The following is a 19,489-nucleotide window of genomic DNA, read 5'->3' as shown; positions in this document are numbered from 1 at the left end:
GCTTCACCCTGAGAGCCTTGATTCTACTGGGCTACTGGGGTGGAACAGTACCCCCAGAGGAGAGATGGCATTGCGCCACTGATAGTTTCCCAAGCTGATCACGCGGGTTCGATTCCCGCCACCCGCTCCACTTTTGCTTCCCGGAAACTCCCAAATTCCAGAAGCAGCTCAAAGCAAGAATCCCTTCTTCAAGTAAAAAACCCCACACTGCCCAACCTTAAACGCTGACTTTTCTCACCGGCGCTGACGTGCGTTGACGTGTTTCCCATTGCGCCGCAAGCCCCACCACCACATCGGCTTCAGGCAGCATCTTGCGCCCGCGAACCAGGTCGGCAGCCCGCTCGGCCAGCATGATGGTCGGTGCATTGAGGTTGCCATTGGGCTCCGTCGGGAACACCGACGAGTCGATCACACGTAAACCTTGCATACCCCGCACCCGCAGCTGTGAATCCACCACGGCCATATCGTCTTCGCCCATGCGGCACGAACCGCAAGGGTGGTAGGTACTCTCAAGGTTCTCGCGTACAAATGCATCAATTTCAGCATCGCTGTTTACGTTGGCCCCCGGCGCAATCTCGCTGTCGCGAAAACGGTCCATCGCTGGCTGGCCGATGATTTCCCGGGTCAGGCGCACACAGCGGCGAAAGCCCTCGCGGTCCTCTTCGCGCTGCAGGTAGTTAAAGAGAATTTCCGGATGTTCGTAGGGGTCCGCCGAGCGCAGCCGAACATGGCCGCGGCTCTTGGGTTTGTTCGGCCCGGTAAGCACCATGAAGCCGTGGCCCTTGATCGGTTTTTTGCCGTCATAGCGCATCGCCGCCGGGAGGAAGTGAAACTGAATATCAGGCCAGCGCAGACCTTGTTCGGAGCGGATAAAACCGCCCGCCTCAAAGTGGTTGGTAGCGCCCAGGCCGTCCTTGCACAGCAGCCAGCGCAGGCCAATCATCAGCTTGCTCAGGGGGTCCATTTTGCTGTTGAGGGTGACCGGTTCCTTGCAGCCGTACTGGATGTATATTTCCGAGTGGTCCTGAAGGTTTTCGCCAACGCCTGCAAGGTCATGTCGTACCTCGACCCCGGCCTTGTGCAACACGGCCGCCGGACCAATACCGGAACGTTGCAGCAGATGAGGCGAACCGATCGGCCCTGCGCAAATCAGCACTTCGCGCTTGCAGTAAACCGTGTGGATCTGACCGTCACGGTCGTAGCTCACAGCCACGGCACGCTTGCCGTCGAGAATGATCTGACGGGTCATCGCCTGGGTGATAACGGTCAAATTGGGCCGCTGCATGGCCGGGCGCAAATAGGCGTTGGCCGTGGAGCAGCGCACGCCATCCTTGACCGTCATATGCATAGCTCCAAAGCCTTCCTGCATATAGCCATTGCAGTCATCGGTCTTGATATAGCCCGCTTCGGCACCCGCATCGACCCATGCCCCGTACAGAGGGTTTTTCATCTTGTTGCCACTGGTGGTATGCAGCGGGCCACTGCCACCGCGGTACTCGTCACCCCCCGCGTCGCAGCTCTCGGCGCGCTTGAAATACGGCAGGCAATTGCGATAACCCCAGCCCTCGGCCCCCAGGGATTCCCACTCGTCAAAATCAAAGGCATGACCGCGGATATACACCAGCCCATTGATCGACGACGAGCCACCCAGCACCTTGCCCCGCGGGCAGTGGATGCGACGGCCGTCGAGGTAAGGCTCGGGCTCGGACTCATAGCGCCAGTTGTATTTGGTGGTGTTCATCGGGATCGAGAACGCGCTCGGCATCTGGATCACCACGCTGCGATCACTGCCGCCGTATTCCAGCACCAGAACACGGGTATCGGGGTCTTCAGTCAGCCGATTGGCCAGTACGCATCCGGCAGAACCTGCGCCAATGATGATGTAGTCAAAATCTGTGATCGCCATGTCTATCTCCCGAAATTGTTAACGCCGGACAGCGGCGCAAGCGGCATCGCTGCCTTGTCCCCAGTGGTGTAATGCGGATGCGTCAACTCGATACCCTGAATCACGGCTTCTTCGTTCTTGAGGTCGATGGAACGACTGAGCCAGAAGTACACCAGCCCCGAGACGACAAGCCCGACCAGCCAGGCAATATCGATATTGCCCAAGGCCTTGGCCAGCGGGCCGACATAGACCTCCTTCTGCGCCACGCCATCAAAGATGTAGAAGAACGGAATCATCGCGATAAAACCGATGGCGTATGAGGCAAGGCCACGTAGCCCCCAACTGCCATACAGGCTGTCGTGGGGGGTAAAGAAGTGCGGAATGGCGTAGCGACCCTTGCGCACAAAGAAGTAGTCCGTGAGGTTGACCGCCGTCCAGGGCACCAGGAAATACAGCATCACCACCAGGTAGATGCCCAGCACCGACAGGCCCTTGTCCGAATCCTGAAGGCTCAACGAGACACCCAGTTGCAGCAGGATCACGAACGCGATGGCCAGGATGCGTGCCTTGCGCGTCGGTTCGATATGTTTGATGGAGTCCACACAGGTCAGGGTGGTCAGCTTGGCGCTGTAGATGTTCATGGCGATCACCGGCAGAAACACCAGGATCGTCACCCCAACCACAAAGATGCCCATCATCGGGGACACCGTGTTGCCCACTTGCGACAGGGCCACCAGCACGTTGCTGGCATGCAGGTGGTCGGCCAGCCAGGCGCCGACGGCAATCATCCAGGCACCGGACAGCGAGGCGCCGAGAAACACCACCGCGATCAACTTGCCGCTGTGGGTGTTTTTGGGCAGGTAGCGCGAGTAGTCGGACACATACGGCGCATAGGCGATGTTGTAGCTGGCGGCCGCGGCAAACTGGGTAATAAAGCCGGTCCAGTTAAACCCCAACGGCGCCGGTGCCGCCTCACCTGCTGCGAGCAGCGGCATCGGCGCATCGGGCACCCAGTTCATCAGCACGGCCAGGGTCACCAGACCGTAAAGCGGAATCGACAGAAACAGCGCCCATTTGAAACTGCGGTGCATCCAGTCATGGCCCAGAACCGCCAACACCGTCGCCGGTACCGTCACCGCCAGCGCCACCAGCAGCGGATTGAAGCCAAACAACTCCTTGAGGCCCTGCATCATCAACACCATGTTGACGATATTGAAACCGGCGAACACAAACAGCGTCGCCAGCAACGCCAGAATCACCCCTCGATAGCCGAACTGGGCCCGCGACTGGATCATCTGCGGCAAGCCCAGATGCGGCCCCTGGGAGCCGTGAAAGGCCATGAACAAGGTGCCGAACATGATGCCCAGCGTACCGGCCAGAATGGTCCATAACGCGCTCAGGCCAACACTGGGGCCAACGAAGCCGATGGTCATGGTGAAAAACGTGAAGTTGCCAAGAAACCAGAATGGCCCCTGGCTGGACAATTTGTCGGTGCGTTCGCTTTCGGGAATAAAGTCGATCGAGTGCCCTTCGACAGCCGATTTGGGAAGAGTGTCCATGATGTACTCGCAGAGGTAGTGAAGATCATGACCAGATAACCGCCACGCTGTGCTGCGCCTCTTGGCCGAGACGCAACCCGCGTGCTACGCACAGGAGAGTCAGCAGACACTCAGGGCAGGGTTATCCACACTGCTTTGGTTTCCAGCAGGTAATCGAGCTGTTCTGCGCCCAGATCCTTGCCGAAACCCGACTGTTTGTAGCCACCGAACGGCATCGAGGGGTCGAGGGTGCCGTGGGCGTTAACGTAGACCGAGCCGGCCCGCAGCCGCGGGATCAGGCTGTGAACGCGGCCCAGATCATTGGAGTACAGCGCGGCGGCCAGGCCGTAGGGCGAATCATTGGCCAGCGCCAGCGCCTCTTCCTCATCATCGAACGGCGCGGTGACCAGCACCGGGCCGAAGATCTCCTCCTGGACGATCTGCATGTCATTGCGACAATGGGCAAAAATCGTCGGTTCGACAAAATAGCCTGGGCCTTCGACGGGCTGACCGCCATAAACCAGTTCGGCGCCTTCGCGCTTGCCGATTTCGATGTAGTCCAGCACCCGTTGTTTCTGCAGGGCCGAAACCAGCGGGCTGATAAAGCAGTCAGGGTCCAGCCCCGGTGCCATCTTCAGGGTGCGGGTATAGGCAATCAGTTCACGTAAAAAACTGTCGTAAATACTTCGATGCACATAGGCGCGAGTGCCCGCATCACAGACCTGGCCCGAGTTGAAAAACACCCCGTTGGCGATCGCCTGGGCCGCCGCCGGTACGTCCGCATCGGCCAGTACGATCACCGGTGACTTGCCCCCCAGTTCCAGGGTCAGGCGCTTCATGTCGTCCAGCGCCGCCTGCCCTACCGTGCGCCCCACCGGGGTCGAACCGGTAAAGGTCAGCTTGTCGATCCCGGGATGGGTCGCCATCGCCGCACCCACTACGCTACCGCGTCCGGTGACGATATTGACCACACCATCGGGGATGCCCGCTTGCTGCACCAGTTCGGCAAAACGCAGGGCCGACAATGACGTCAGTTCAGCTGGCTTGACCACCACGGTACAGCCGGTGGCCAGGGCCGCACCGAGTTTCCAGGCCATGGTTTGCAGCGGGAAGTTCCACGGTACGATGGCACCCACGACCCCGATGGCTTCCTTGCGGGTGTAGGCCAGGTAGTTACCGGGCAGCGACGGCTCGACAGTACGGCCATGAATTTTGGTTGCCCAACCGGCGAAATAGCGCAGCGTATCTACGGTGCCCTGCAGATCGACAGCACGGGCACTGGCCACGGATTTGCCCATATCGATCGACTCGATTTCGGCCAGTTCAACGGCATTGCCTTCAACCAGATCCGCCAGCCGGTGCATCAACCGCTCGCGTTCCTGCGGCTTGAGCTGGCGCCAGACGCCACCGTCAAACTGCTCCCGCGCGGCTTGCACGGCGCGGTCCAGATCCGCCGTGGAGGCCATGGGAATACGGGTCAATATGCACTCGGTGGAGGGTTCGATCACATCGGATGTCTGCCCGTCACTGGCCTCAACCCACTCACCCGCAATAAACATCTTCTGGTGTTTGCCGAGAAACTTTTGCGTTGCTTCACTCACACCAAATTTTTGCAAATACTGCTTAACCGTCATGTCCATTTTTATTCTCTCGGGCCGGGCTGAACGTCACGCCAGGCCTCTTGGGTTCAAGACTCGATCCGGGGCTGCACACAGATCCCCGCCGTGTTGCACAGTTCAGAGTTCGCGTGCCTTGGCCCGTTCGTGGTAGATAAAACCGATGCTGTTGAGCAGCAATTGCGCGGCCAGAATCGAGGTCACACCGGCCGGGTCATACACCGGTGCGACTTCCACCAGGTCCATGCCGATGATGTTGCCTTTGCTGCGTTTGGCCAGAGCCTGGATGATTTCCAGCACCTCGTAGTAGAGGAAGCCGCCATGGCTCGGGGTGCCCGTGCCAGGTGCAATGGAAGGGTCAAAACCGTCGATATCGATGGTGATGTAGTACTTGACCCCCTGCGGGATCAGCTCCAGCACTCCCTCGGTGCCAAGCCGGCGCACATCGCGCACCGACAGCACTTTGGACCCGGCGGCGTGGGCCGCCTCATAGTCATCACGGTTGGATGACGACACGTTGCGGATGCCCATTTGAGTCATGCCGACAATGTGGTTCATTTCCGACGCGCGGCGCAGCGGGTTGCCGTGGCCATAGCGCACGCCATGGCGCTCGTCGACAAAGTCCAGATGCGCATCGAAGTGCACAATATGTATCGGCCCCTTGCCCTCGAACGCCTTGATCACCGGGGCATGCACCGAGTGATCGCCACCCAGTACCACCGGCATGGCGCCAGACTCGAGAATCTTGCGCACGGCGTATTCGATATTGTCGTTACTGGCATTCATGTCGGTATGGACGATATCGGCATCCCCCACATCCACCATGCGCACATCCTGGGCGGTGAGGTACATCACGTCATCTTCGTGATCGTAGGCGCCGGCATGGCCGAAGGAAAACAGCGTCGATGCCTCGCGAATCCCGCGAGGACCAAAACGTGCTCCGGAGCGCCATTGCGTGCCCATATCATTGGGTGCACCAAGGATCGCCACATCGGCGTCCAGGGCATCCCAGTCGGTGCAGACCGGGGCCTTGCCAAACGTACAGTGGCCTACAAAAGGAAGGTTCAAACGGCCGGATTCATACCCGTTCTTAGACATGCGATGTATCTCCAGTTCTTGTTGTTGGCGAGGACAGTGCTGGTAAGCGTCCCCTGCTGGAGTGACTATGAGCGCAGGTTTTGATGGAAAAAATGCCCATCATCCGATACTCATATCGGCCTGTCCGATGCATCAAGAGAAGGGGTACCGGCGTGAATCAACTGCACACTGTTGATCTGAAACTGCTCAGGGTCTTTGTCGAGATCGTCAAGTGCGGCGGTTTTTCTGCGGCCCAGGCGGCGCTGAATATCGGCCAGTCGACCATCAGCGAACAAATGACCCACCTCGAAACCCGCCTCGGAGTAAAGCTGTGCCAGCGCGGGCGCAGCGGCTTTCGCCTGACCGAGCAAGGAGTGGCCATTTACGAATCCACCCAGCGCCTGCTACAGGCCGTGGACTCCTTTTGCCTGGATGCCGGAGTACTCAAACAGCACATCACCGGCGTGCTCAACCTGGGCATTATCGACTCGACCATCAGTGACCCCGGCTCGCCTCTGCCCCGAACCACACAGCGCTTTGTGTCCCGTGGCCACGATGTACACCTCAATGTGTATGTCGGCACCCCGGCCGAGCTGGAAGAGCGGGTCCTCGACAGCCGTTTGCACCTGGCCATCGGACACTTCCCCAACCCCGTACCGGGGCTTGAATACTCACCGCTGTACCAGGAAGCGCTGGGACTGTATTGCGGGCGGCGCCACCCCTTGTTTGGCAGCACCGCCGAAAGCGAGGAGTTACTGGAGGACATCGGCGAAAGCCGTATCGTGGCCAGGGGCTTTATGCAGCAATACGATCTGGATAGTCTGGGGGTGAGCAAGGCAGCGGCCACGGTCGACAATATCGAGGCACTGGCCATTTTGATCATCTCGGGGGCCTATCTGGGCTTTTTGCCCAATCACTTCGCGGCCCAGTGGGTCAAAACCGGTGAGATGCAGCAACTGGCACCCAACAGCCTTGGACTGACCTCCCCCTTTGATCTGATCACCCGACGCGGCGTTGCCCCGCCACCGATTTTGCGGGTATTTCTGGAAGACTTGGCCGCCACCCGTCACGACACAAGTGCCTGAGAGCACAATAAAAACAATTGAGGCAAAACCCCATGAAATCCCCCGGTGGTCGGCTCCTGACCGGTATCACGCTGGACCGCGCCAGCGCTACGCCCCTGTATCGCCAACTGTACTTGCAGATTCGCCAGCAGATTCTGGCGGGCCGCCTGCAAGGCGGCACCCGGCTGCCCTCAACGCGAACCCTGTGCAAGGAACAGTCGCTGTCACGCATTACCATCCTCAACGCCTTCGATCAGTTGATCGCCGAGGGGTTTCTGGAATCACGCCCCGGGGCAGGCACGTATGTCGGTGCCGAGTGGGAAAGCCGCGAATCCAGCTCTGATCAACAGCCCAAGCCGCCACGCCTGTCGAGCCTGAGCCAATCGGTATTGTCCTTGCGCAGTGACCATTTCAGCGGGATTTCCTACGAGGCCTGGGAGCCAAATTGCCCGACCTCCTTCCTGCCAAGCCAGGGCGCTTTCGATGCCTTCCCGATGCATGTGTGGAAACGCCTGATGAACCGTCATCTGTGTCAGCCCACCAAAGCGATCCTCGGTTATGGCGAGGTCAAAGGCCTGCTGCGGTTGCGCGAGGCGATTGCCGAGTATGTGTATGACGCTCGTGGTATCGAGTGCGAGGCAGGCCAGGTGGTCATCGTTTCGGGCGCACAGCAGGCGTTCAACCTGCTGGGCATGCTGCTGCTCGACCCCCAGGACAGCATCTGGATGGAGGACCCCGGCCATATTGCGGCGCGCATTGCCCTGCAGGCCCAGGGCTGCCGGGTGGTGCCCTTGCGCATCGATGAACAGGGCATCGACGTGCAGCAAGGCTTGCGCGAATGCCCCGAAGCACGTCTGGCGTTTACCACGCCGTCGCGCCAGCATCCGCTGGGGACGACCATGAGCTATGGCCGGCGCCAGGAGCTGATCGAGTGGGCCGACCGGGGCAACCGCTGGATCATCGAGGACGACTGCGACAGCGAGTTCACCTATGGCGCACGGCCGCTGCCAGCCCTCTATGCCATGGACCAGTGGGCCCGCGTGATCTACGTCGGCACCTTCAGTAAAGTGCTCTACCCGTCATTGCGACTGGGCTACGTGATACTGCCGCACGCTTTGGTCGAACCCTTCTGCGCCATGCGTGCCGTGATGGATCGTAGCCCGTCTACCCAGTTGCAGGCGGTTACCGCAGACTTTATCCGCGAAGGCCATTTTCTCGGCCATATCCGCCGCATGCGCGCCCTGTATCAAACTCGCCAGGCGTGTCTGTTGACTGCACTGCAACAGCGCCTGGGCAATTTTATGCAGCTCAAGCCCGTGAACGCCGGGATGCATTTTATCGGCTGGCTCGCCCCCGAACTGGATGACGCGACCATCGCCAAGGAACTGGCCAGCCATCAGATTTATACCTACGCCCTGAGCGACTACTGCGTACAACGCTACCTGCCCCCCGGCCTGCTGATCGGCTTTGCTGGCACCCCGGTGGAGCAGGCCGAAGAGAAAGTCGAAGCGCTGGCCCAGGCGCTGTTGAAAATGGGCCATTCGCTGCAAAGTGGTCATAAGAATTAAAAATTAATGGCTCTATAGATAGAGCCACCCTGGTGCGATAAAGGCCCTACCGACTGATTCGGTGCCTGTACCAGGAATAATTCTAATGAACTGTATTCAAGCACGCTTCAACTCCCTGCTCAGCCACAACACCGACGGCAGCTGCCCGCCCCCGCAGCTGACCGCGCAACTGGCGAGCAAACTGATCGACCGGCTGTCGAACATGCGTCTGTTCGCCCACGCCTATCCCCTGCTGAGCAACCTGACCCATGGCCGTGTCCTGCCGGGCGAGCTGCTGGACTTCGCCTGGCGCCATGAACTGCAAGGCCTGAGCCTGCACTTGCTGGATGGCGAGGCCAACAGCCTGAGCAATATGAACCCGGAACAGTTGCAGGCATTCAGCGACAAGGCGGCAAAGCTCGGCCTGGATGTGCATCTGGAAATCAGCAGCACGCGCAGGGAAGACATCGATCAGGTCATCGCCATTGCCAGGGCCATCGGCACGCGCAATATCCGCGTTTATTCACGTTACGAAGGCCACCTGTCACGGGTGATGGCGCAGATCGAAAGCGACCTGCGTTACCTGGCCGAACAGGCCGACCTGCACGACCTGTACTTCGACTTCGAACAGCACGAAGAACTCAAGAGCGCCGAGATTGCCCAACTGCTCCAGCGCCTTGACCACCCGCGCCTGCACGCGCTGTTCGACTTTGGCAACATGATCAACGCCTGCGAACAACCCATGCCAGCCCTGCAGCAACTGGCCCCGCATATCCGCCAGGTGCATATGAAAGGCGTGCGCGTGGTGCCCGAGCAAAACGGTTTCGGGCACTACGGTGTGCTCCAGGGCAGCGTCGAAGACCATCTACCCAGTGCGCGCATGGTGTTCGAACTGCTGATGCTCGGCGAACACCAGCCGCAGGTCATCGCTTTTATCCTGGAGCAGGAAAACCACTATATCGCGCCAGCATTCCGCCAGTCGGACGAGGCCGCCGACCCCTTTATCGACTACCGCGAAATGAGCGAAACGGCCCTGCCGCCGGGCTATTGCGTGGAACGGATGATGGCTGAAGAACACCAGTGGGCGAACAACCAGATCCGCTATGTGCGCGACCTGCTGAGTGAACTGAAAGTGCTGGCTCAACTGACGCTGGGAGAATAAAAATGACAACTCAGTCCAAAGCAAAATGGTTGCGTTTTCTGGTGCTGATTCTGGGTGGCGGTACCATCTACAAACTCGCCAACCTCAAAGATGCCTTCTACGTTCCCATTCAACAGTACATGGGCCTGAGCCATACCGAACTCGGTACGCTGCTCAGTGCCAATGCCATTATCGCCACCGCATTATTTGTGCTCGGCGGCTATCTGGCGGACCGCTTTGACACCCGCAAGCTGATCCCCCTGGGCCTGATCGGCACCGGCGGCCTGGGGCTTTACCTGGCCACCTTCCCCGGCTTCGACAAGTTGCTGATCGTGTTCTGCCTGCTGGCCGTGTGTGCGGATTGCATCTATTGGCCTGCCTTGCTAAAGGCCGTGCGCAACCTGGGTGAGAACAACGAACAAGGGCGCATGTTCGGCTTTCTGGAGGGTGGCCGGGGCATCGTTGACACGCTGGTGGCCTTTTCCGCGCTGGGCGTATTCGTGGCCATGGGCTCGGGCGAGGCAGGGCTCAAGTCGGCCATCGTGTTCTACTCGCTGGTGGACATCACTGCGGGCATCGTCACCTGGTTCCTGTTGCGCGACAGCAAGGCAGCACCGGCGGTCAAGAAAGAGGTCGGTGCATCCGCTGTCTCCGGGTTGCTTGAGGCCATCCGCATCCCCGGTATCTGGCTGGTCAGCCTTAACGTGTTTATGGTCTATATCGTGTACTGCGGCCTGACCTACTTTATTCCCTATCTGAAGGATATCTACGAACTGCCCGTCGCCCTGGTCGGTGCCTACGGCATCATCAACCAGTACTTCCTGAAGATCCTGGGTGGCCCGGCGGGTGGTTTTCTGGCCGACAAGTACTTCCAGAGTGCGTCGCGCTATATGAAGTGGGCGTTCCTGGCGCTGCTGCCGATCATGGCGGTGGTGATGATGGTACCCAAGGGCGGGCATTTTATTTACCTCGGCATGGCCGCCACGCTGTCCTTCGCCCTGATTGTGTTCACCATGCGCGGTGTGTTCTGGGCGCCAATGAGTGAAGTGGGCATCCCCGAGCGCATCACCGGTTCGGCCTTCGGCATTGCCTGCCTGATCGGTTACGCACCGGGCATGTTTGCCTACGTGATCTATGGCTCGATCCTCGATCACTTCCCCGGCCAGCAAGGCTACAACTATGTGTTCAGCTTGATGAGCATACTGGCGCTGATCGGCTTTATGGTGGCCAGCCTGCTGTACCGCGTTGTGCGCAAAAATACGCCAAGCCTGACTGACACGGCGCTGGCTCAGGCCTGATTGTTGAGGTTACTGTGACTTAACCTGTGGGAGCGAGCTTGCTCGCGATGCAGGCGGTGAGGTTTGCCTGAAGCACCGCAGTGATGCCATCGCAGGCAAGCCTGCTCCCACAAGTTTTGTGGCACCCACAAAATTCAGACCTTGCGGGGATCATTATGTGGGAGCGAGCCTGCTCGCGATGCAGGCGGTGAGGTTTGCCTGAAGCACCGCAGTGATGCCATCGCAGGCAAGCCTGCTCCCACAAGTTTTGTGTCACCCACAAAATTCAGACCTTGCGGGGATCATTATGTGGGAGCGAGCCTGCTCGCGATGCAGGCAATGGGGTTTACCTGAAGCACCGCAGTGATGCCATCGCAGGCAAGCCTGCTCCCACAGGTTTTGTGGCACCCACAAAATTCAATCCTTGCGGGGATCATTATGTGGGAGCGAGCCTGCTCGCGATGCAGGCAGTGGGGTTTACCTGAAGCACCGCAGTGATGCCATCGCAGGCAAGCCTGCTCCCACAGGTTTTGTGGCACCCACAAAATTCAGACCTTGCGGGGATCATTATGTGGGAGCGAGCCTGCTCGCGATGCAAGCAGTGAGGTTTGCCTGAAGCACCGCAGTGATGCCATCGCAGGCAAGCCTGCTCCCACAAGTTTTTCGCCGAACACAAAATCTGAGCATTGCAGGGACTATTGTGGGAGCGGGCTTGCCCGCGATGCAGACGGTGAAGTCTGCCAGGCGAACCAAGGAGGTCCATCGCAGGCAATGCAAGCTCCCACAGTATTACGGCTCGGCACAACACTTCATCCCCTCCCCCTCTTTTTCACCCCGTACATGGCCGTGTCGGCATGGTGCAGCAACTGCTGGGCATGCTCGCCGTGCTCGGGGTACACCGCAATACCAATACTGGGCACAATATTGAGCGTGTGCTCGCCAATCATCATCGGCTGACTGAGGTTGATGCGAATTTTTTCCGCCACGATCAACGCATGTTCCGGCAGTTTGAGCCGCTCCAGCACCAGCACGAATTCATCGCCGCTCATCCTCGACACCGTGTCGCTTTCACGCACACACAACGTCAAACGCCGCGCGGTCTGCTGCAACAGGTCATCACCCACGGCATGCCCGTAGTTGTCGTTGACCAGCTTGAAATGATCCAGGTCCACATACAGCACCGCCAGGCACTCCTTTTCCCGTTTTGCACTGGCCAGCGCTTGCTGCAAGCGGTCATGGAGCAACTCGCGATTGGGCAACCGGGTCAAGGCATCGTACTGCGCCAGATACTGCAACCGGGCATGCAATTGCTTGCGCTCAATGGCCGTGGCCACCTGGGTCGAGACGTATTGCAGCAGGTCCTTGTGCTGCTCGGTATAACGCTCTTCACCCGCCAGGCTCTTGACCACCAGCGCACCGATGATGCCGTTCTGGGTGATCAACGGCACAGCCAGCCATGCAGGCTCATGATCCGCACTGCGCATCGCGCACTGGCCACTGAGAATGACCTCGTCACTGAGCTGACGAACCTGGGAATGCTGCTCCAGCGGATGCTCATCAACGTGATAAGGAAAGCTCAGAACGCCCTCATCACGCAGCGCCACCGAAAAACTAACCGCCGGCAGCCACTGCCCGATCAGTTGGTGCACACACGTAAACAGCGCGAGCAAATCTTCTGCCCCGTGAGCCGCTTGCGAAATCGCGAAAAGCGCCGCCTGCCGCGACTCGGCCTGCTTGCGCTCGGTGATGTCACGGGCCACGGCAATGCGCATCTCATGGGTGTCGGACCAGCGCGCAGACCACTGGATATGCACCACATGCCCGTCCTTGTGGACATAGCGGTTTTCGAAATTGAGCTTGGGCTCGCCCGCCATGATGTCATTGGCCGCATGCAGCGTGCGCTCGCGGTCAGCGGGGAACACCAGATCGATCATCGCCGTGCCGATCAGTTCCTGCGGCTCATAGCCCAGGATGCGTTTGCTGGCCGCACTGACATAAACGAAGCAACCGTTGCGGTCCACCACGCATACAGCGTCCAGCAACAGGTCAACAAATCCTGCCTGCAGCAGGTAATGCTTGATGTCCATAGGCCAACTCGATGCCTCAGGGTTAAACCACAACATTCATCCCTGAGACCGACGCAGCACTGCATTCCCTGCCAGTGACTTCAAACGATAGCTTGTAACAGCCCGGGCAGCGCATGCATCAACGCACTGATGGCAAAGCCGATAAACATCACCCCGCACAGCCGGGTAATCAACAACTCATGACGCTGATAGAGTGCCCTGACATGCCCGGCGCCGACAATACCGACCAGAATCGCATAGGCCAATGCCCCGCCCACAAAGCTCAAGGCGATCAACCAGGGCAACATGGCCCAGGTCAGCAGTTCTGCACGGCTGGACAACAACGCGGTAAAAGTTGCCACCGCCACCGGATACGCCTTGGGGTTGGTCAGGCCGAAGAAAATGCCGTGGGCAAACGGTTGCCGCGCAGGTCCCTGTTGAGCACCGCTGCTGCGCTGGGCGCGAACAGCGCGCAGGCCCAGCCAGAACAGATACAACCCGCTGATCAAACCCAGTACGTTAAAGGCGGTGCTGCCAAATTCACGGGCGCCGACGATGGCAATCAGCGCCGTGCTGCACCAGATCACATCACCGAGCAAATGCCCGCACAGGAAACCGGCCCCGGCACGTCGCCCACGGGCAGCGCCAATGCCGAAGACAGCCAGCACGCCCGGCCCCGGGGTGATGCCATAGATAAAGCCGGAAGCCAGTACGGCCAATAACAACGAAGGTGTCATGCAAAACGCTCCAGGAAATCGGACCTCACGTTCGTCCATTGCCCGTGAAGTGGCTCGATTTTGCACGTTCTCAAAGGTTATGTAACCGCGTGCCGAACGAAATTTAGTGCCGCCGGCCCAAAACATTCACCACCAACCGGTCAACCCAGCCCCAGATCCGCTGTTTTACCCGCCGCCACAGCGGGCGTGACTGCCAATCTTGCAGGCTCACGGGCTGGCTCTGGGCGAAATCGGCGACAAAACTGGCGGCCACCGCCTGAGTCAGCACCGGATCCAGCGCTTCGAGGTTGGCCTCAAGGTTGAAGTGCAGGTTCCAGTGATCGAAATTGCACGAACCAATGCTGACCCAATCGTCGATAAGCACCATTTTCAAATGCAGGAAACAGGGCTGGTATTCCAGTATCTGCACCCCGGACTTTAGCAGCCGTGGGTAGTAGCGGTGCCCGGCGTAGCGCACGGAAGGATGGTCGGTACGCGGCCCGGTCAGCAGCAGCCGCACATCGACACCCCGCGCTGCTGCCCGGCGCAGCGAGCGGCGCACGCTCCAGGTCGGTAAAAAATAGGGGGTGGCCAGCCAGATTCGCTGCTTGGCGCTGTTGATCGCACGCACCAGCGATTGCAGGATATCGCGATGTTGATGGGCATCCGCGTAGGCCACACGGCCCATGCCCTCAGCCTCATCGGGTACGCTGGGCAACTTCGCCAGGCCAAAGTGAGTCGCCGGTTTCCAGGCCTTGCGACTGATATTGGCGCGCCATTGGCGATCAAACAGCATCTGCCAGTCCAGCACCAGCGGGCCTTGTATCTGCACCATCACCTCATGCCAGTCGCAGGTGTTTTGCGTGGGGCGCCAGAACTCATCGGTGACGCCGGTGCCGCCCACCACGGCCAGTTGCTGATCCACCAGCAACAACTTGCGATGATCGCGATACAGATTGTTCAGGCCACGGCGCCAGCTCAGCGGGTTGTAATACCTGAGCTCGACGCCGGCCTCGGTCAACCTGCGGCGCAAGCTCAGGCCAAAGCCCAGGCTGCCATAACCGTCAAACAGACAGCGCACTCGCACCTCACGCCAGGCGGCTTGTTCCAGGGCCTTGACGATGGTTTCGGCGCAGTCACCGGCTTCAACCAGATACAACTCCAGATCAATCTGTTCCTGCGCCTGTTCGATAGCGGCGAGCATTCGGGGAAAGAATTGCGGCCCGTCAATCAGCAGCTCGAACTGATTGTCACTACGCCAGCCGAACACCGCGCCGGCCATCTTAACGGGCCGTGAAAATCAGCACCGCATTCACCGGTACTGAAAAACTGATGGCCGAAAGCCCGGCCAGTTTGCGTAAGGTTTCGAGCTCCGGTTGCAGGCCAAAATCCTCGGCTTGCAGCATCAGCGGCTCCAGGGTCACGACCTGAAAACGTCGCTCATCCAGGCGGGTGGCCAACAGCTCCGCTTCATAGGTGTGTTGTTTACCACGCAAGCTGACCATTACCGGCAACTTCAACTCCAGCTGCGCACCGGAAGCCAGGTCGTTGATCGGTTGCAGGTCGATCTGCGTGGTGATCTGCGCTTCGGGGACATGCTTGAAATCAAACAGCACGTCACGCATGCGCTCATCACGCAGGGGCACTGCACTGTTGACCGAGTCCATCTCGATACGCAATTGCGCCTGGCCCTTGCGATCGACCTTGCCGTGCAGAACCAGAAAGCGATGCACATTGGCGATATTGGCATTTTGCGTGGTGATAAATGACAATCGTGACGACTCACCATCCAGGTACCAGTTGGCCTGGGCAGACAGGCTTACACCAAGGGTCAGCAATAGGGCGCAGGCAGAAGAAAACAACGCTTTAAGCATAAAAACTCATCGAAAAATAAACGTGGGTGAACATTAAACCCGGCGAGCGGTTTTGGCTGGACTTTTTTCCACCCAGTTAGGACGTCAACCAGCACCGACAGTTCCTCCCGGGGGCCTGTCATACAAGCATCATCCAAACGTCACAGAGGTGACATTGCACCTGCTTAGCCTGAAGTTGCACACCTCAGTCGATTGGCAGAAACCCAACGCGGGCGCAGTGCCTGCACGGAGATTCGCAATGTCCCAGATCGCCCGTATCCGCGACACCGCTCCAGAACGTCGCTTGCAGGCTGAGCGTTTGCTCGGCCCTGCGGCATTACGTGAGGCTCAGGCCCTGCGTTTTCGTGTGTTCAGCGGCGAGTTGAAAGCCAAACTCAAAAGCGCCGAACACGGGCTGGACGAGGACGGCTACGACGCATATTGCGAACATATCGGGGTACGCGATCTCAATAGCGGCCAACTGGTAGCCACCACCCGCTTGCTGGATCACAGCGCGGCAAAAAGCATCGGCCACTTTTACAGTGAAGAAGAGTTCAATCTGCACGGGCTGGGCAACCTGCAAGGCCCGGTGCTTGAAATTGGCCGCACCTGCGTCGACCCGGCCTACCGCAATGGCGGCACCATCGCCGTGCTCTGGAGCGAACTGGCAGAAGTGCTCAACCGGGGCAATTATCGCTACCTGATGGGCTGTGCCAGCATCCCGATGCAGGATGGCGGCATCCAGGCCCGGGCGATCATGCAGCGCCTGCGCGAGCGTTATTTGTGTACGGAGCATTTGCGCGCCGAACCGAAAAATCCGTTACCGGCGCAGGAAGTGCCCGCCAACGTCATCACCGAAATGCCGCCGCTGCTCAAGGCCTATATGCGTCTGGGCGCAAAAGTTTGCGGCGAGCCCTGCTGGGATGAAGATTTTCAGGTGGCCGACGTGTTTATCCTGCTCAAGCGCGATGAACTGTGCCCGCGTTATGCCCGCCACTTCAAGGCGGCCATGTGATGAGCCGCTTGCGCCGATATGGCCGGGTGGCACGGGTACTCGCAGTGGTCAGCCTGGGCTTGGGCATGGCCGGTGTGTTCGGGGTGCTTGAGCGCTTGCGCCTGAACAGCACGATGGATCGCCGCCAGCGCTGGTCGCAATTTTTCATGACACGCCTGAGCAATGCCCTGCCCTTTCGCGTCAGCGTGGTCGGGGAGTTACCGGCAACGCCCATGCTGTGGGTGAGCAATCATGTGTCCTGGACCGATATTGCGCTGCTGGGACAACTGACTCCGCTGTCGTTCCTGTCAAAATCCGAGGTACGCGGCTGGCCCGTAGCCGGGTGGCTGGCGGCCAAGGCTGGCAGTTTGTTTATCCGCCGGGGCGCGGGTGACAGCCAGCTGATTCGGGAGCAAATGACCCGCCACTTGCAGCAACCGCTGCCCTTGCTGATGTTTCCAGAAGGCACTACCACTGATGGGTGCTCGGTGCGTACTTTTCATGGTCGGTTGCTGTCAGCGGCGATTGAGAGCCGTGTGCCTCTGCAACCTGTAGCTATCCGTTATTTGCGCAATGGCGAGGTCGATGCGATAGCGCCGTTTATTGGCGATGACGATTTGCTGTCACATCTGCTGCGACTGTTTAGCCATGAACAGGGCGACGTCGAGATTCATCTGCTGGCGCCCATTGCCAGCCAGGCGCAAGAGCGTGCCGTGCTGGCGTTCAGGGCACAGGAAGCAATACGCAGAGTGGTGACCGCGCCGGTCACGCAAACAGATCCGCTGCCGGAAAGAGTGGGGGCGATGATTTGAGTTGGGACCATGCTCGGGGATGTTGTGGGAGCGGGCTTGCTCGCGATGCAGGCGACGCGGTGCAACGGTAAAGCTACGTTGCAAATTCACTGGCCCACCGCGTACATATTCAGCATTTCAGTTAGACAAAAATGCCGGATATGTACTCAAAACACCCGCTAAACAAACAAGATCAGGCAGGCCGCAACCGCCAGCCAAGTACATCCATCAAATCGCACCCATCACGCAGCAATTGCGCCGAAACAAAAGCCAGATGTTTGAGATCAACAGAATCTGCCTCTTGCACTTCACGGCTGGAGAACGATTCCATCAATTGGGTGACGGCCAGTACGCGGGCGGCAGCGTTGGCGTGAAGTACGTCGAGGGGTGCGTTGCGGTCGATCAACAAGGCGGGGACGGTGCAGTCGATGGCGGTAAGCGGGACAAACGGTGAGATAGTCATAAGTAAACCTCTTGGGTAATCGTTTGTTCCTTAGGTAGTTTACAGGTCGCCAAACCCGGCCGCCTTATCGGCGAACAAAGACTATAAGCCTCGCCCCCTCGACCCAGCAATTGCAAAACCTGTGCGAAAAATCCTGAAAAAACGTGAGCTCAGCGAAGGCCGTACGATGGGCATGGCCTCACTGCTGGATATGCACTCGCAATTCCAGTTAGAACCACCGAGTACATATCCATTCGATGTGTCACGGCTTTCTACGGGTTCCGCCCTTACGGCGGCTCACTTTTGTCAAACAGCCACAAAAGTAAGCAAAAAGGCCTTGCCCTACCATACGGCCGCCTCGCCTAGGCTCGACGGTTCCCTCACTCCGGCACTGTTATGGGGGCACGCCGCGACGGGCCATCCATGGCCCATCGCGGCTGGCGCGGCGTCCTGCCGCGCCACCCCCATAACAGCACCTGCGTTCGGCCTTCTGTGATGGGCTTTCGCGTCGTCTGAACAACCGCATTACAAAATGCAAAAGCAAAAGCAAAAGCAAAAGCAAAAGCAAAAGCAAAAGCAAAAACAAAACTAATCTTGGACAGATACACGTACTACCCCCAAACAGGCCGGCCGGTCGGCCGCCTCGGCGGGCATTGCTTTTGATCTGCCCGCCCTCCCGGGAGGCCGAGTGGAGGTTCTGTGGAGTGGGCCGACCGGCATGGATGCCGGGAGAGCCGTGTTGGGCCATGGATGGCCCGTCACGGCGGGCCCACGGAGCAGGACCGAAGCGAGGGAACCTGAGCGCAGCGAAGGCCGTACGATGGGGCGAGGACCTTTTGGTTCCTTTTGGGTCCTTCCAAAAGGGACTCGCTGTAAGAGCGAAACCAATATTCCAGTTATAAGAAAATGCCGGATATGTACTCAAAACACCTGTTAAACAAACAAGATCAGGCAGGCCGCAACCGCCAGCCAAGTACATCCATCAAATCGCACCCATCACGCAGCAATTGCGCCGAAACAAAAGCCAGATGCTTGAGATCCACAGAACCTGCCTCTTGAACTTCACGGCTGGAGAACGACTCCATCAATTGGGTGACGGCCAGTACGCGGGCGGCAGCGTTTGCGTGAAGTACGTCGAGGGGCGCGTTGCGGTCGATCAATAAGGCGGGGACGGTGCAGTCGATGGCGGTAAGCGGGACAAACGGTGAGTTAGTCATAAGTAAACCTCTGGTGCTCTAAAATTCTAGCCAGCGGTTTTCGTCGCCAAACAAAAACAGGTGGCCACTGTACGCGGGTTGGCGAACCGGTTAGAGCCCAGAGAAACCCGGCAGACCCGAAGATCTCCCACGCACAGCTGCCATAAAACACAGCGAGCAAAATACACGCTCCGATATTTATAGCAATTACGCATTCTCTCTAGACAATTCCCAGGTCGCCAAACCCGGCCGCCTTATCGGCGAACGAAGACTATAAGCCTCGCCC

Annotated in this window: 16 protein-coding genes; 6 read left to right on the top strand and 10 right to left on the bottom strand. The window is 58.9% G+C overall.

Annotated elements, in window-relative coordinates:
* Nucleotides 1–217 precede the first annotated feature (217 nt).
* From betA to speB, 4 genes are all read right to left on the bottom strand, one after another.
* A complete protein-coding gene (gene betA, locus ACZRMH_RS07030; RefSeq protein WP_464012793.1) occupies nucleotides 218–1,906 on the bottom strand; it encodes a choline dehydrogenase in 1,689 nt (562 codons plus the stop codon).
* Between the two features lie 2 nt (nucleotides 1,907–1,908).
* Entirely contained in the window at nucleotides 1,909–3,444 is a 1,536-nt protein-coding gene (locus tag ACZRMH_RS07025; protein ID WP_464012792.1) for a purine-cytosine permease family protein, read from the bottom strand.
* Nucleotides 3,445–3,554: 110 nt separating this feature from the next.
* Nucleotides 3,555–5,063 (bottom strand): aldehyde dehydrogenase family protein, encoded by a 1,509-nt coding sequence (locus ACZRMH_RS07020; RefSeq protein ID WP_464012791.1) that lies wholly within the window; start codon nucleotides 5,061–5,063, stop codon nucleotides 3,555–3,557.
* A 96-nt stretch (nucleotides 5,064–5,159) separates the two neighbouring features.
* Nucleotides 5,160–6,137 (bottom strand): agmatinase, encoded by a 978-nt coding sequence (gene speB / locus ACZRMH_RS07015; protein WP_464012790.1) that lies wholly within the window; start codon nucleotides 6,135–6,137, stop codon nucleotides 5,160–5,162.
* Nucleotides 6,138–6,289: 152 nt separating this feature from the next.
* On the opposite strand from speB, the gene ACZRMH_RS07010 reads away from it, so the two are divergent.
* From ACZRMH_RS07010 to ACZRMH_RS06995, 4 genes are all read left to right on the top strand, one after another.
* Complete coding sequence (locus ACZRMH_RS07010) at nucleotides 6,290–7,201, top strand: LysR family transcriptional regulator (protein WP_464012789.1); 912 nt, start codon at nucleotides 6,290–6,292, stop codon at nucleotides 7,199–7,201.
* A 32-nt stretch (nucleotides 7,202–7,233) separates the two neighbouring features.
* Nucleotides 7,234–8,748, top strand: a complete 1,515-nt coding sequence (gene pdxR, locus ACZRMH_RS07005) for a MocR-like pyridoxine biosynthesis transcription factor PdxR (RefSeq protein ID WP_464012788.1) — start codon at nucleotides 7,234–7,236, stop codon at nucleotides 8,746–8,748.
* A gap of 85 nt (nucleotides 8,749–8,833) precedes the next feature.
* Nucleotides 8,834–9,889 (top strand): sugar phosphate isomerase/epimerase family protein, encoded by a 1,056-nt coding sequence (locus tag ACZRMH_RS07000; RefSeq protein ID WP_464012787.1) that lies wholly within the window; start codon nucleotides 8,834–8,836, stop codon nucleotides 9,887–9,889.
* A gap of 2 nt (nucleotides 9,890–9,891) precedes the next feature.
* The gene (locus ACZRMH_RS06995; RefSeq protein WP_464012786.1) at nucleotides 9,892–11,166 is read left to right on the top strand and encodes an MFS transporter; all 1,275 of its coding nucleotides are present in this window, start codon (nucleotides 9,892–9,894) and stop codon (nucleotides 11,164–11,166) included.
* Between the two features lie 788 nt (nucleotides 11,167–11,954).
* Here the strand turns inward: ACZRMH_RS06995 and ACZRMH_RS06990 are convergent.
* The 4 genes from ACZRMH_RS06990 to ACZRMH_RS06975 all read right to left on the bottom strand — a co-directional run bounded on the left by ACZRMH_RS06990 (nucleotide 11,955) and on the right by ACZRMH_RS06975 (nucleotide 15,801).
* A complete protein-coding gene (locus ACZRMH_RS06990) occupies nucleotides 11,955–13,232 on the bottom strand; it encodes a diguanylate cyclase domain-containing protein (RefSeq protein WP_464012785.1) in 1,278 nt (425 codons plus the stop codon).
* A gap of 80 nt (nucleotides 13,233–13,312) precedes the next feature.
* Nucleotides 13,313–13,948 (bottom strand): LysE family translocator, encoded by a 636-nt coding sequence (locus ACZRMH_RS06985; protein WP_464012784.1) that lies wholly within the window; start codon nucleotides 13,946–13,948, stop codon nucleotides 13,313–13,315.
* Between the two features lie 103 nt (nucleotides 13,949–14,051).
* Nucleotides 14,052–15,209, bottom strand: a complete 1,158-nt coding sequence (locus ACZRMH_RS06980) for a phospholipase D-like domain-containing protein (RefSeq protein WP_464012783.1) — start codon at nucleotides 15,207–15,209, stop codon at nucleotides 14,052–14,054.
* A 1-nt stretch (nucleotide 15,210) separates the two neighbouring features.
* Nucleotides 15,211–15,801, bottom strand: coding sequence for a YceI family protein (locus tag ACZRMH_RS06975; RefSeq protein WP_464012782.1), 591 nt, complete (start codon nucleotides 15,799–15,801; stop codon nucleotides 15,211–15,213).
* 238 nt (nucleotides 15,802–16,039) lie between these two features.
* On the opposite strand from ACZRMH_RS06975, the gene olsB reads away from it, so the two are divergent.
* Together olsB and ACZRMH_RS06965 are read left to right on the top strand one after the other, a co-directional pair.
* A complete protein-coding gene (olsB, locus tag ACZRMH_RS06970) occupies nucleotides 16,040–16,795 on the top strand; it encodes an L-ornithine N(alpha)-acyltransferase (protein WP_464012781.1) in 756 nt (251 codons plus the stop codon).
* Complete coding sequence (locus ACZRMH_RS06965; protein ID WP_464012780.1) at nucleotides 16,795–17,586, top strand: lysophospholipid acyltransferase family protein; 792 nt, start codon at nucleotides 16,795–16,797, stop codon at nucleotides 17,584–17,586. Before olsB ends, ACZRMH_RS06965 begins: the two co-directional genes overlap by 1 nt.
* 172 nt (nucleotides 17,587–17,758) lie before the next feature.
* Here the strand turns inward: ACZRMH_RS06965 and ACZRMH_RS06960 are convergent, their stop codons facing one another.
* Together ACZRMH_RS06960 and ACZRMH_RS06955 are read right to left on the bottom strand one after the other, a co-directional pair.
* Complete coding sequence (locus ACZRMH_RS06960; protein WP_464012779.1) at nucleotides 17,759–18,028, bottom strand: short-chain dehydrogenase; 270 nt, start codon at nucleotides 18,026–18,028, stop codon at nucleotides 17,759–17,761.
* 926 nt (nucleotides 18,029–18,954) lie between these two features.
* Nucleotides 18,955–19,224 (bottom strand): short-chain dehydrogenase, encoded by a 270-nt coding sequence (locus tag ACZRMH_RS06955; RefSeq protein WP_464012778.1) that lies wholly within the window; start codon nucleotides 19,222–19,224, stop codon nucleotides 18,955–18,957.
* Between the last annotated feature and the right edge of the window lie 265 nt (nucleotides 19,225–19,489).

This window comes from Pseudomonas sp. B414 (assembly GCF_055408445.1).
This window is presented reverse-complemented; position numbering and strand designations above follow the sequence as displayed.

Coding starts and splice junctions, on each gene's coding strand:
- betA (WP_464012793.1), bottom strand. CDS start 1,906: ATGGCGATCACAGATTTTGACTACATCATCATTGGCGCAGGTTCTGCC.
- ACZRMH_RS07025 (WP_464012792.1), bottom strand. CDS start 3,444: ATGGACACTCTTCCCAAATCGGCTGTCGAAGGGCACTCGATCGACTTT.
- ACZRMH_RS07020 (WP_464012791.1), bottom strand. CDS start 5,063: ATGGACATGACGGTTAAGCAGTATTTGCAAAAATTTGGTGTGAGTGAA.
- speB (WP_464012790.1), bottom strand. CDS start 6,137: ATGTCTAAGAACGGGTATGAATCCGGCCGTTTGAACCTTCCTTTTGTA.
- pdxR (WP_464012788.1), top strand. CDS start 7,234: ATGAAATCCCCCGGTGGTCGGCTCCTGACCGGTATCACGCTGGACCGC.
- ACZRMH_RS07000 (WP_464012787.1), top strand. CDS start 8,834: ATGAACTGTATTCAAGCACGCTTCAACTCCCTGCTCAGCCACAACACC.
- ACZRMH_RS06995 (WP_464012786.1), top strand. CDS start 9,892: ATGACAACTCAGTCCAAAGCAAAATGGTTGCGTTTTCTGGTGCTGATT.
- ACZRMH_RS06990 (WP_464012785.1), bottom strand. CDS start 13,232: ATGGACATCAAGCATTACCTGCTGCAGGCAGGATTTGTTGACCTGTTG.
- ACZRMH_RS06985 (WP_464012784.1), bottom strand. CDS start 13,948: ATGACACCTTCGTTGTTATTGGCCGTACTGGCTTCCGGCTTTATCTAT.
- ACZRMH_RS06980 (WP_464012783.1), bottom strand. CDS start 15,209: ATGGCCGGCGCGGTGTTCGGCTGGCGTAGTGACAATCAGTTCGAGCTG.
- ACZRMH_RS06975 (WP_464012782.1), bottom strand. CDS start 15,801: ATGCTTAAAGCGTTGTTTTCTTCTGCCTGCGCCCTATTGCTGACCCTT.
- olsB (WP_464012781.1), top strand. CDS start 16,040: ATGTCCCAGATCGCCCGTATCCGCGACACCGCTCCAGAACGTCGCTTG.
- ACZRMH_RS06965 (WP_464012780.1), top strand. CDS start 16,795: ATGAGCCGCTTGCGCCGATATGGCCGGGTGGCACGGGTACTCGCAGTG.
- ACZRMH_RS06960 (WP_464012779.1), bottom strand. CDS start 18,028: ATGACTATCTCACCGTTTGTCCCGCTTACCGCCATCGACTGCACCGTC.
- ACZRMH_RS06955 (WP_464012778.1), bottom strand. CDS start 19,224: ATGACTAACTCACCGTTTGTCCCGCTTACCGCCATCGACTGCACCGTC.